The organism is Flavobacterium bomense, assembly GCF_003970355.1.
This window is the reverse complement of the sequence record NZ_RYDJ01000027.1, coordinates 1-13700: the sequence shown is the minus strand read 5'-3', so window position 1 is coordinate 13700 and position 13700 is coordinate 1. Positions and strand designations below refer to the sequence as shown.

At 33.6% G+C, this 13700-nt stretch carries 8 protein-coding genes; 1 reads left to right on the top strand and 7 read right to left on the bottom strand.

What is annotated here, in order from left to right; translation table 11 throughout:
- Positions 1–10 precede the first annotated feature (10 nt).
- The 7 genes from EKL98_RS15065 to EKL98_RS18185 all read right to left on the bottom strand — a co-directional run bounded on the left by EKL98_RS15065 (position 11) and on the right by EKL98_RS18185 (position 12282).
- Positions 11–295 carry a hypothetical protein gene (locus EKL98_RS15065; RefSeq protein WP_199740713.1) on the bottom strand — a complete coding sequence of 95 codons (285 nt, stop codon included), beginning with the start codon at positions 293–295 and terminating at the stop codon, positions 11–13.
- The gene (locus EKL98_RS15060; protein WP_126462726.1) at positions 295–1353 is read right to left on the bottom strand and encodes a glycoside hydrolase family 130 protein; all 1059 of its coding nucleotides are present in this window, start codon (positions 1351–1353) and stop codon (positions 295–297) included. The genes EKL98_RS15065 and EKL98_RS15060 overlap by 1 nt, the downstream gene beginning before the upstream one ends.
- A gap of 47 nt (positions 1354–1400) precedes the next feature.
- Positions 1401–3107, bottom strand: a complete 1707-nt coding sequence (locus tag EKL98_RS15055) for a hypothetical protein (protein WP_126563042.1) — start codon at positions 3105–3107, stop codon at positions 1401–1403.
- A 159-nt stretch (positions 3108–3266) separates the two neighbouring features.
- Positions 3267–4742, bottom strand: coding sequence for a RagB/SusD family nutrient uptake outer membrane protein (locus EKL98_RS15050; RefSeq protein ID WP_126553725.1), 1476 nt, complete (start codon positions 4740–4742; stop codon positions 3267–3269).
- 23 nt (positions 4743–4765) lie between these two features.
- Positions 4766–7861, bottom strand: a complete 3096-nt coding sequence (locus EKL98_RS15045) for a SusC/RagA family TonB-linked outer membrane protein (RefSeq protein ID WP_126553723.1) — start codon at positions 7859–7861, stop codon at positions 4766–4768.
- A gap of 212 nt (positions 7862–8073) precedes the next feature.
- A complete protein-coding gene (locus EKL98_RS18190; RefSeq protein WP_233589451.1) occupies positions 8074–10287 on the bottom strand; it encodes a hybrid sensor histidine kinase/response regulator transcription factor in 2214 nt (737 codons plus the stop codon).
- A gap of 216 nt (positions 10288–10503) precedes the next feature.
- On the bottom strand, positions 10504–12282 hold the full coding sequence (locus EKL98_RS18185) for a ligand-binding sensor domain-containing protein (RefSeq protein ID WP_233589450.1): 1779 nt from the start codon (positions 12280–12282) through the stop codon (positions 10504–10506).
- Between the two features lie 424 nt (positions 12283–12706).
- On the opposite strand from EKL98_RS18185, the gene EKL98_RS15035 reads away from it, so the two are divergent.
- On the top strand, positions 12707–13039 hold the full coding sequence (locus EKL98_RS15035) for a helix-turn-helix domain-containing protein (RefSeq protein WP_126563041.1): 333 nt from the start codon (positions 12707–12709) through the stop codon (positions 13037–13039).
- The last annotated feature ends 661 nt before the right edge of the window (positions 13040–13700 follow it).

The window sequence follows — 13700 nt, the reverse complement described above, 5'->3', positions numbered from 1 at the left end:
ATACTGATTATCAGCTTATTAATCTAATTTTTAAACAGATATTTCTTTCTTTTTTAACCCTTGATTCGCATAAATAACCATTTAGTAAAAAAGTGAGTGGAATTCCGGCATAAATTGTCAGTTGATAAATAACTACCTTAACGGGATCATTGGAACTTCGCATTACATAAGCAGCCACAAAAATATCTATTACTGGTAAAACGATGGCATACACCAGATTTGTAAGTACTAATATTTGAAAATTGTGCGTCTGACTTTTAAAATGACCAATTTCGGTTTTTAGTTTCTGGAACATTAGTTAAATTTTAAAAGTGAATAAATGTCTTTGATCGAAAATTCTGCACCACAAACAAACTCATCGGAAGCACCATAATAAATAGTGATAGTATCTCCGTCTGACTGCACAATATGTCCGTTAGTAAAAACTACGTTTCCAAAAAAACCACTCAATTCATAACTTGTTGTTGGAACCATTATAGGACCTTCTGTTCGTGCAATTACTTTAGTAGGGTCTTCTAAATCCATTAAAAAGGCACCCAAACAATATTGATGCGAGGCGTTAGCCCCATGATAAATAGACAACCAACCTTTTTCTGTTTTTATAGGGGCAGCACCTGCACCCACTCTTTTACTATCCCACAACCCGGCTCTGGTTTTAATAATACACTGGTGATTTCCCCAGTGCAAACCATCAGGAGAGGACGTAATCCAAATATAGTTCCCACCAATATCCACACTGCTTGGACGGTGTAAGGCGTAATACAAACCATTAATTTTCGCATCAAAGATGGCACAATCTTTATTATGCGGAGGCAACATCATTCCATGCGATTCAAAATTTTTCCAATCGGTGGTAGTGCGTAAACCAACGCCAACACCATTTGGAGAAACAGACGTAAAGGTCAAATAATACTTTCCGTCCAATAAAGCGACACGACAATCTTCAATTCCAAAAGTCTCCAACATACCTTCGCCAACCAAAGGAGGATAATTTTCTGGTTCATGAAATTCGATTCCATCCTCACTACATACTAATCGAAGATGCGATAGTGTCGTCAAATAATCAACCCCTTTATAATTAATGACTCTAGCATCACTGGCGTCTAATTCAGGATCATTTGTTGGGATTTCAATAATTTGAATCGCCCCTGTTTCCGTTAGTATTGGAAACGAAATGATATTTTCTTTTTGTTTGGGTCTTTCAGCAACTCTAACCAAAAGCCACGTTTTTCCTTCAAATTGAAATACTCCAGGATTAAGCAAGCAGGTAATTTCTAGACCCTCTCTACTAGGAGGAAGAGCTGCCGGTGATAATAAGGGATTTTGTGTAAAACGTTTTGCGATATCGATCATTTTTTATAGTGTAATTGTGTTTTTAATTTAAATAGTGTACTTCAAAATTAATAATGGTAATCGATGATATTTGTTCCTGCGATAAGTGTTTTATTTTTCATGGATGTTTTTATTTCTGATGGCACTATTATGAGTGTCATAGCTGTATTTGCATTTAATTTGAAATTAAAATTTCCAATAACCTTTCGTCCAATATATTTTTTTGATACACTATCATAAATATTTACGGAACTGTCCCCTACATTAAAGGATACATTTTTTATTTCTTTATAAGGGTTGTAAAACAAAAACGTAGGCAATGCTCTTGAAGAAAAGAAATCGGTTGCATTACAGTTTATTTTCAGAATTCCTTCCACATTTGTCGTGTCAACAATTGAGGCCAACATTCCAACCCAAGCTGATCCATAAGGACACAAATCGGTAGCTGAGGAATATTGTTTCATCTGATCACCCAAAGCATAAGGACCTTCATTTGCCAATACATCTTTATAAACTTCAAAACCATTGCCATGATCTAAATCTTTGCGAAGACCCTCATAGCAAATCACATGGTTTGGATCTCCCTGCCATACGGCACTGGTTTGTCTGTTTTTTGGATGTTCATCGCTATAGAAAAGTCGACTGGAATTTGATAAATTCAAAATCCATTTTCCAATGGTTTTAGAATAAGAAGGATTATATTTTACAATTGGAACCAATGCTGCCGCTTGCGAAAAGGTGTTCATTGCGAAAGCATATTGCTCCTCTTTTTTTTGCCCCACTAAACCATCAACATCATATTGCCCCCATTTTTCAGCCATTACACCCCATCCATTACGGTCGGAGTTTTGCCCGTCAAAACACCAATTCAATAGTTTTATTTCGTCGTATTTTGTTCCTAATTCAGCATTCATTCGTACTGCCATGTATGCACCATAAGGCATCATGATCTCATAATAAGCACCTTCTTTTTCTGGTCGGTTTTGTAAATAATCCATACAGGATTTACTCGCTTGAAGATAGGAAGCATCTCCCCATTTTTTCCAAGCGGTAAATTCAAGCCATGCTAAACCCGCTGCTGCATCTGGTTCATGCCAAACACCGTTATAAACTCCCTTGTTAGTTTTAAAATCGAAAGCAGTGAAATTAAAATCAGGATATTTTTTTTCTTTGGATAATCTATTTATACAGACAATCCACTTATCGGCATTCAATTTCATGATGTCAGCGATTTCCTTTTTTTTAGGATATTGGTCCACGAGCATATTGAACGCCATTCCTGGAAAAATATCATACCAAAAGGTTTCACCTGTTTTTCTGTCAACAGAATTCATAACTAAATTTTCTCCGTTTTTAGTATTATAAAATTGTCGACACATTGATACAAAATCAATTCCGTTGTAATTACTTTTATCAATTCCTACCAATGACGCACCCAAAACAGAACCAATTACGGGTAATGATTCATAGCTAGACTGTTTATTCATATTTCTTGAAGCACCAACATAACTTGGAATCCCGAAAGAACGAATGGGTACATTTACTTTATTATCATCCCACCAAATTAATGGCAGAAGTGGTCCCTTAGCATTAAAATCATATAAAAGCGAATCTTGTTGCGCTGTTACTTTTTTCCAATCCTTCATCTTGTAGGGCGTCGGCATATTAGGCATTGCATCAACCAAACGAATTGAAATTTGTTCTGCGGCTTTTTGTGCATATCCTAATTGAAAAGTCGCCAGAGCAATAAAAAAAACTATTTTGCTTTTTATCATGTTTTTATTTTTTAATGCTGGATTATATTGATTCTCTGATTCCGAATAAAGAGTTATTTCATAATTTGTTTAAAAAAAGAAGCAGTAATTTTTAGTATTTAACTACTACTTCTCAATGGTACTAACTAACTAACTAATTCGCTAACCAAACTTTATTGTCTAATATCCAGGATTTTGTATCAAAAGACCTGCAGAGGCATCAATTTCTGATTGAGGGATTGGATACAACATATGTCGGTCTTGAAAATTTTTCCCATGAGCGGTCATAACTGCTTTCGCAATTCCCCATCTTTTTAAATCCAGCATTCTTTGATTTTCAAACCCGAGTTCGGCTCTTCTTTCTGAAATCAACCAGCCTTTGACAACTGCTTTGTCAGAAGAATTAGCTCTGTCTAATAATGTGCCGCTTGGCGGAACTAAACCAAGTGCATTTACCGTAGTTCTGGCTCTGGCTCTTATTTGGTTAATTATAGCAATCGCTCCAGAATAATCACCCGTTTCGTTAAGCGCCTCTGCTTTCCAAAGTAAAGCATCGGCCATACGCATGTAAATTTTATTATTAGGTGCTTCATCATTGCCTTTATTCGTTCCATCTAAGCTTCCTAACATTTTATTTACATTGCGATTTGTAGTATTTACAGTATATAATTTTCGGGGATCATTAACCTCAAAGGAATTAAGAAAGTCTGTACTGGGAGCAAAGAATCCCCAATCTAATGGTGCACAAATTCCATTTCCTTTTCTGGGAGTCTGCCCTCCTTGATGATTAAACGCAAAAATAACCTCCAAATCTGTAAACTCGGTGCTAAAACTATCAAAATAATTAGCATTCAGGCTATATCCAAGTGGAGTCAATTCGTTTACAAGAGTGATTACTTCTGCCCAGTTTTGTGTATACAATGCTGCTTTGGCCTGAAGAGCGATTACGGCTCCCTTTGAGACTCTCCATTTTTCAGTAGTTGAGCTGTATTTTGAATTTGGCAAAAGCCCTTTTGCCAATACTAAATCGGCTTTAATACTGCCCCAAACTAATGCTTTGTCAGCTCGAATGGCATTCGTAAAAGCTTCTTGATAGGTTTGAACAGGAGCCAAAATTAATGGCACGTCACCAAAATTAGTCACCAATGAAAAATAATAATAGGATCTTAAAAAATAAGCTTCTCCCAAGAGTTGATTCTTTCTTTCAGAAGTGATACCCGTAACAGACTCAATGTCAGATCTTGTTAAGAAACCAATAGCAATATTAGTTCTTTTGATTCCTTCATAATCATATTTCCATAATCCGTTTGGTCCGCCATTAGTAGAAGTAAAAGTATAATTATTGATATCATCCATCCAAGGCTGATCTCCGTCAGGATTCCATTTTTTTTCCATATCGTCAGAAGCAATGTCCTGCATTACATAATCATTTTGAAAAACAAGCCCTCCATTCCAATCCCATTGTGCCAAAAGATTCAAACTATTTGAAAGTAAGTAGTAGGATGAGTTTACCGAAAGCTCTACCGAAGTAAGAGTTGGAGTAGTATTTGCCTGCTTCAAAGTTGTTGCTCCTATGGGATCAGTAGTAAGCTCATCTTGGCAGCTAACTGCAAACAATAAGCTCATAAAGATTGATGCTATAAATATTTTTTTCATAATTTAATATTTTAAAAGTTGAATTAAAGTTGAACTTGAAGTCCCAAAATAAATGCTTTTGATTGAGGGTAGGTTCCTTTATCAATCAATGAAGTTGATTCTGGATCTAATCCTGTGTATTTTGTAATTGTGAAAAGGTTTTGACTTGAAGCATAAATACGTAAATTTTTAACTCCAATAACCTTACTATCAAACGTATATCCTATTTCAATATTTTTTAATCTAAGGTAAGAAGCATCTTCAACAAAAACACTGGAAACATTTCCTCCTCCATTATTATTGAAAGTAACTCGTGGTGTTGTATTACTGGTCCCTTCACCATGCCAGCTATCCAGCACCGAAACCATAGAGTTGAATGGACGACTATCGTAATTTAAAATTTGCTTCAAATCGTTGTAACGATCCACTCCTTCTACCCCTTGTAATAAGAATGAAATATCAAAATTTTTGTATTCTCCCGAAAATGAAAAACCATAGGTCATTTTTGGAATAGGATTTCCTATAATAGCTCTATCATCAGCATTAATCTGACCATCTCCATTTAAATCCTTGAACTTAATGTCCCCGGGCTGTGTATTATTTGAGTTTGAAAATAAAGTAGTATTTATTTCAGTATCGTTTTGATAAATGCCGTCAAATACAAGACCATAATAGGAACTAATGGCTTGTCCAACTTCCGTTTTTGTATGGGTCCCATCATCAATAATATTCTTCACATAAGTTTGAAGTTTATTCACCCTATTAGTTAATGTGGCAACATTTGCATTTATATTATATTTAAAAGCATGATCATTATCCTGAAAATTTAAACCAAGTTCAAATCCTTTATTACTTACAGCCCCTGCATTTACAATTGTACTTTCAATTACACCAACAGAAACCGCTGGCAAGTTTACCGATAATAGAATATCAGTTGTGTTTTTTTCAAAGTAATCCGTTGACAATGAAAGTTTATTTTTAAGGATACTCAAATCCAATCCAAAGTTAGTTTGAGTTGTAGTTTCCCATTTAAGATCAGGATTCCCGTATCGAATGATGTTGACTATTCCGCCTGTTGTTGAAACTAGAGTTTCAAAAGCATTATTCGGTATTTCCTGATTGCCTGATTGCCCCCAACTGGCTCTTAATTTTAAGTTAGAAATCCAATCTATTTTAGACATAAAATTTTCTTTTGATACTATCCACCCACCAGAAACAGATGGAAAATAGCCCCATTTATTATTGGCTCCAAATCTGGAAGAGGCATCAGCTCTCATGGTAGCAGTTGCAAAGTATTTGTTATTAAATCCATAAGTACCCGAAGCAAAATAAGATAAAAGAGCCCAATTGCTCGCTGAACCAGAACTATATGGAAAGGCTCTTATTACATTCCCATCGGCATCTAAAACACCTTGACCACCATAATCAAGATATCTGAAAGAGTCAGAAGTGTTATCAAAATTTTGTCTGCTACCGCCTATTGCAGCAGCATCGCTAGTAATGCTTTCCTGACCTAACAATAAATTGACGCTGTGCTTTTCATTAATTGTTTTTACATAGTTTAAAGTGTTCGTAAAAGTGAATGTCATACCTTGACCTCTATTTTCATCTAGTACATTAGGTCTATTATTTCTTCCCAGACCATAATAAGTATTATTGACATCACTGATATTAGCATCTCCAAAATTTTGAGCGAAATTTTTGTTATGGGTAAATTGAATATCAACACCCACATTACTTTTAAATTTTAAAGAATTATCTTTTAAGAAAGCATATTCTCCATATACATTTCCAAATGTTTGAAACGTATTTCTTTTGTCATCTGTAAAATGGACTATAGCAATTGGGTTTGAAGTAAATTCATAATTTTGACTCCATCCATTATCAGGTCCCGTATAGAAAGGTAAATCCGTATATGGATTGCTTGCAGAATAGGTGGGATCATTAATGTCTTTATAAACCCCTAATATTGGCGAACGCAATAAAGCATGGCGAATGATACCCGGTGCATCTCCACTGGAAGATAATTTGTCTTGTTTTGCATGGCTAATCTGGAGATTAGTTCCCACATTAAACCGATCTGAAACATTCGCATTAATATTTGCTCTAAAATTTACACGCTGGTATTTATCATGGTTTTCTACTACAATTCCATCCATTCCAAAATAACCTCCTGAAATTAAGTATTGCAAATTTTCAGAACCTCCACTAATTGAAGCTTGGAAATTTTTTGAAATCCCAGTTGTAAACAATTCATCCTGCCAATTTGTATTGGCTAAATCACTTCTGCTTCTGTCTGCTACATAAGGGCTAATTGCCGAGGAAGAATTCCCTATAGTATTATGCCAAGCCTGATCTTTTACCGTTAAGTATTGATCTGTATTTAACATTTTAGGGAGATTCGTTGCAAAATGAAGTCCCGAGTAATAATCGGCACTAATTGTTGATTTCCCTTTTTGTCCGCTTTTGGTTGTAATAACCACCACTCCTCCAGCAGCTCTTGAACCATAGACTGCTCCTGCGGCGGCATCCTTCAATACCGTCATCGATTTCACATCCGATTGATTAAGAAAAGAAATATCGCGAGTAGAAACGCCGTCAACAACATATAAAACATCGTTATTTCCTAATGTTCCTTCTCCTCTTATTCGAATTTTAATACCATCACCAGGAGCTCCCGTATTTGCAGCTACAAAAACACCAGCTATTTGTCCTTGTAAAGCTTGTGCCACATCGGGTACTTTTGTTTTTGAAAGGCTCTCCATATCTACCATTGAAACGGCACTACTTATGGATGCCTTTTTTTGGCTATTGTACCCAACTATAATTACTTCATTTAAAGAATTCAAGTCTTCTTTTAGGGTAATAATTAAATCTGTTCTTCCTGATACAGGTACTTCTTGGCTTAGATAGCCAAGATAACTAATGACAAGGATAGCGTTAGAATTCACTGTAGAAATGGTAAAACTACCATCAATATCAGTTACCGTTCCTGTTGTTGTTCCTTTAACGATTACATTTACTTGTGGTATGGGACCATTTTTATCTGATACAATCCCTTTTATGGTTTGGGCATACAATGCACTCCCTGATAATATGGTCCAAAGTAAAAACAAAGTATAAACAGTACTTTTTTTCATGATAAGAAAGTATTAAATTGATTATTAACTAGAATATTTTTTTTCATGTTCATAAAAATTAGGTTAATTAAATGCATTAATGGTTTTTTGGTTTGTAATTCATAAATCATTTTATAAAATTAGCAGGAGGACACATAGAATTATGTACACTATTTCATCAAAAGTGTACACGAATCAAAAACGCATTGATTTACAGATGTTTAAAATAATAATTAGTACTTAGCTTTGTACTTAAATTGATAGTTTTTTGGAGTGCTATCATACATTTTTTTAAACTCCCTGTAAAAATAGGAACGATTATTAAAACCTGATTGGTAGCATACTTCCGAAACCGTCAATACATTTTTACGCAAAAGTTCTGCAGCATGTTTTAAGCGTATTGTCCGAATTAAATCTCCTGGTGTAAAACCAAAAATCTGTTTTATTTTTCGATATAATTGAGAACTGCTAATACCTAATTCTTTTTCGATGAATAAACTTTGAAGATTCTCGTTGTCAATATTTTTTCGAATTAACTCAATTACCTTTTTCACAAAGTCTTTTTCTTCCTTTTCTATGGGAAGATTTGTGAGGTTCTCGATAAGAGTATCCTGAGTAAAATATTTATGTATTTGTTCTTTTTCTTCCAGCAGTTTTTGAATTCGGATTAAAAGATGATCGGGATGAAAGGGTTTTGGAATATAAGAATTAGCACCGCTTTCAATTCCTTCAATTCGTTGTAAAACCGAATCTTTGGCAGTAAGCATGATAAATGGAATATGACAAGTCTTAATTTCTTTTTTTACTTTTTCACAAAGTGCCACTCCATCCATAAAAGGCATCATTATATCGCTTATAATAAGATCCGGAATTTGAGTTTCAAGAATATTCAACGCTTCTAAGCCATTATAGGAGACAATAATTCTATACTTTTCTCCTAGTAATTCATTCAAAAAGAGATGAATGTCTTTTTCATCTTCAACAATTAATATTGTTTTACGATGGTCTTCCAGAGTTGCAAGAGATGCTATTTTAGGGTTTATGGTATCCGATATCTTAGGATTTTCTTCCAGAATATTTTTGAGATGGTGAGAAATCAAAATAGGACTTAACTCTGTATCCAATTCTTTTTCACTAAATACTTCTTTGCTACAAGGTAATAGAATCGTAAAGATTGTTTTTTCATTTGCAATGCTTGAAACAATAATTTCGCCTCTCAAGAAGGTAACAAGTTTTTTAATATAGGCGAGCCCAATACCGGTTCTAAACAGATCATTATCGGTTCCTTTATTTGTGTCAGAAAGAAAAAATCGATCAAATAAAGAATCTAATTTTTCTTGCGGAATTCCTTTTCCTGTATTAACTATCGTGATATTTAATCGTTTTGGATCTCCATCCTCAATATGAAATTTAAGGTCAATTTTACCATTAACTGGAGTATATTTAAATGCATTTGACATCAGGTTAAACACTATTTTCTCAATTTTATCTTTGTCAAACCAAGCCAACAATTCAGACGGAATATCCAGATGGTAATTAATATTTTTACTGAGCGCCCATTCATCAAATAGTTCCGCAATTTGTTCTACTAAATTCACCAGATCAAACTCTTTTACACTTACTTCTAAATAATCATATTCGGCTTTTCTAAATTCGAGTAATTGCTGTGTTAAGAACAGTAATCTTGAAGTGTTTCTCTGAATCATCTGAATAAACTTCTGATTCTTTTCACTCAAATTTGTCGTTTCAGACAACTTTTGTATGGGACCTACAATCAAGGTCAAAGGCGTTTGAAACTCATGGGCTATATTAGTAAAAAAGGTAAGGCGGTTTTCATGTAGCTCTTCTTCCCGTTTTCTAAAAAGAATATTTTGGCTCAAAGATTGGCGTTTCTTGTAATAACTAAGTACAAACAAGATGAAAAGCACAGCCAATACAGTATAAATTACAAAGGCAAGATTCGATTGCCAGAGAACGGGTTTAATTCGGATGTCAATTGCATGAACCGGATCACTCCAAACACCGTCACTATTAGACCACTTTATCCACAGGGAATAATTCCCTCTGGGAACATTCGTAAAGGAAATAATTCTTCGGTTATTGATTGTATTCCATTCCTTATCAAATTTTTTCAGTTGGTAGGCATATTGGCATTTTTCACTGTTAATATAAGTTAATGCGGCCAACTCAATATCAAAAAAGTTTTGATTATGATCTAAAACAATAGACGGATGTGTATCCGAATCAGGCGAAATAACCAATCCCTGATAATAGGGAACTGCTTGGTTTTGTCCACTAATTTTATCAATTAAAATATCAGGAATTACAGAGGATTCTTTTATATTTTGAGGAAGAAAATAATTAAACCCTTTTATTCCTCCCATAAAAATAAAATCTGATTTTGGATCTTGGTAAAATGCTCCATCAGCAAATTCATTGTTTTGCAAGCCTTCATTTTTAGTGTAATTGATAAACTTTGATTCTTCTAGAACAAAGTTGGACAGTCCAAAATTAGTACTTAACCATAGATTAGATTTCGAATCCGAAACAATCCCATGAATGGTGTTATTTGGGAGACCTTGATTGGTAGTATAACTTTTAAAAATAGCCCTGCCATCGCTTCCTAAATGATCTAAAAGATTTAAACCAAAACTGGTTCCTATCTAAAGCCTATTTTCTCCATCTTTTTTCAAACTCAATATATCATTATTGGATAGGCTTTTTGGATCACCTTTTATGTTTTTGTAAGTTTGAAATTTTTCTGTTATTTTGTCAAAAAGATTCAAACCTCCCAATCGGGTTCCTATCCAAAGTTGGTTCTCCTTCTCGGGTACTATGGAGTAAATAATATTACTGCTTAAAGCATTTTTTTCTTTATTATCAGCTTGGTATATCTTAAACTGACTTACTTTCAGGTTTTCTCCAGAACGCTCAATTTTGCAACGAATCATCCCATAACCATTCGTTCCAAGCCAAATGAATCCTTTTTCATCCTGATAAATGGCATAAACAGATTTGAAATAGTGGCATTGTTCCTTTCCCAGAATTTCTGACCAACTGACTAATTTTGATTTTGCCAAGTCGTAAACAGTAATTCCATTTCCATCGGTTCCTATAAAAACAAGCCCATCTTGTCCTTTGCATAAAGAAAACACCGCATTATTAATAAGGCTATTGTTTTCGTTAAAATTTTTATATTCTAACGTTTTATCCGGATTTTGATAAAAATTAGGAGCCAATCGAAACAGTCCTTTTCCTTTTGTTCCTACCCAAAATGAATTTCCCTTTATTTCTAAAAATGCCCTCACAATACCACCATCCAGTTTAGGAATTTGTGTTTTTGAAATTAGATTGAATGGTTTTTTAAGCGGATACATTTTAAAAATTCCATCCCCATCAGTACCGGTCCAAATCACATTTTCACTCCCTTGAATCAAAGCAGTCACTTTTTGATTCTTGAGATATTTCAACCAGGGTTTAGTGAAGACATTTCCCAAACTATCAATAATACGATAACCCGAATGGCTAGATAAAACAAGACCCTCAGGCACATGACCAATACTGTTTTCTATATTTTGTACTGGAATTTCCTTGTTTTTTTTATCCGACATGGAATGTAATATAACTTTCCCTGAGGTCGGAATAACAACTATTTTCTGATTAGACATTATTTCAAACGTTCTAATATTGACAGAAATCAAGGCTGTTTTTGAAATTATTTTTCCGTTTGCTTTGGCATTCTCAATAGACAAGGAATAAAGTTCTTGATCTTCAAACAATACGATCAAATCGCCCTTAGATGTAAATTCCATTTTTTTAACGGATTTTCTAGGAAGATTTTTAGAACTTAATAATTGAAAAGCCGTACCGTCGAAATAACCAATTCCCCAGTCTTTTACGGCACAAAAGACTTTTTTGGATGGATCAAGTGCCATATTGAATTCTGATTCCGATAATGGAGGGCTATTCTTTCTGGAAAAATAATAACGTTCAAAACGATCCGTTTTTTTGTTATATTGATTAATTCCGTGCATTGTCAAGATCCAGATCCTACCCAAATCATCTTCGTCTACTTTAAGAATGACCTGATTACTAAGGCTATTTTCTTTATTAATTTCGGGTCTGAAAATTTTGAAATTAGTCCCGTCATATCGGTTTAAACCATCCCAAGTCCCAACCCAAAGTAAATTTTCAGAATCTTGAAAAATAGTATTCACAGAGCTATTGGAAAGTCCCTTAGTATTATCAAGTTGCTCTAGAGAATATTTTAAATCACCTCTCCTAGAAGAATCTAGTAAGGACAAATTGATAGTGTCAGTTTTTGATCTTGCTATTAATGGACTAACTTTTTTTGAATCGTCCAAAGATGCTGATTCCTCTTTCTTGTTACAGGCAATAAATCCCATAAAAATAAAACCAACAACTATCTTTCTTATTTTCAATTTGGCAAATCTTTTTTTTAATTTATAATGATAGTACTTACTTTAGAATAAAAAGATTTTTTTTGAATATGAGTAGCACAAATATTCAAAAGGAAATATGCTTAAAAACATATATCTAAAATAAAACATACCGAAATCGATATAACTAGGTGTCCAAATGTACACAAAAAAGAAGAAATAGAATAAGATAAACGCTAAAACACATACTATTTAGAAGGGAAACTTTGGTTATCCTATTATTAATCTCAGTTTAATCAATTCATCCAAAAGCCTTATGAGTATAATTAATGACAAAAATTTAAATAATATTAAAATGAAGTGAAATTCAAAATTGAAGGTGAAGATGAAAACACAAAAAAATAATAGATTATTTAAGAGGAAAAGATTTTGAAGATGTTCGATTGAGTGGGAATCTAATAAAGGAATGGTGAGGTACTTTCGTAGGCATATTAATATTAAAAAAATAAGAGAACTGAAAAACTTAACACGTGATTTTGTTGCTGCAGAATTAGAAATGAGTACTAGTGGCTATGGAAAAATTGAACGAGGTGAAATTGATTTAACAATTTCGAGAGTTGTTCAAATTGCAGAAGTTTTATCGGTCTCTGTTTTCGATATACTATTTTTTGACGCGGAAATTTTTTTCATAAAAGATAATATTCCAATTGAAGTTAATATTAGCAAGAATTATGTTGAAAGAAAGAAACTAATATACTATCACGAACATCCGAATAAAATGCTAAAAAAACAGAATTAATTATTTTGACTGCCTTTCTAAATCGGCCACATGTGTATTTTTATATTCAAGCCACTACTTTTTAATCCTCTAAAAAGAGTTTGAATCTGCCACTTTGTTTATAATAAACCATTGTTTGTTCGGGTTTATTGAATGAAACAATAATTAAAAACTCCATTTTTCCGTTTCGGTCAATGGTTTTACTCCCTGAAAGATAGCGTTTTCGGATAATGATAAAAATTGCCTGTTTTCAAATTATTGAACAACCAAAAAGCCTTAATCTCTTCCTGTTTTTGGTACGAATAAATTTTGAAATTATTTCTGATTCTGATGTAATACCAAATGTTGTTTTGGTTTAAAAACGCTAACCATTTTCCCCCGACAAACTCTCTATCAGCCAAAAGACAATCTACACTTTCCTTGCCGAACCAATTAGCTAATTCATAAAAACTACATATATTGTAAGTCTGCCATATCATTTCGCAAGAATTGCGCATTCCTGACGTAGCATTATTTCATGATCTGTTTTCTTATAATTTGTTCTGAGGTTATATTTCATGTCTTCGAGTTTTATGCTAATATTTTATTTTTTTTATAAATAATAGCACTAGTGTCCACTAAAAAATAAAACAAGTTCTTTGAAATTATTGTAAATCTGTATTTTAAGAGTCATTTTTGAGCG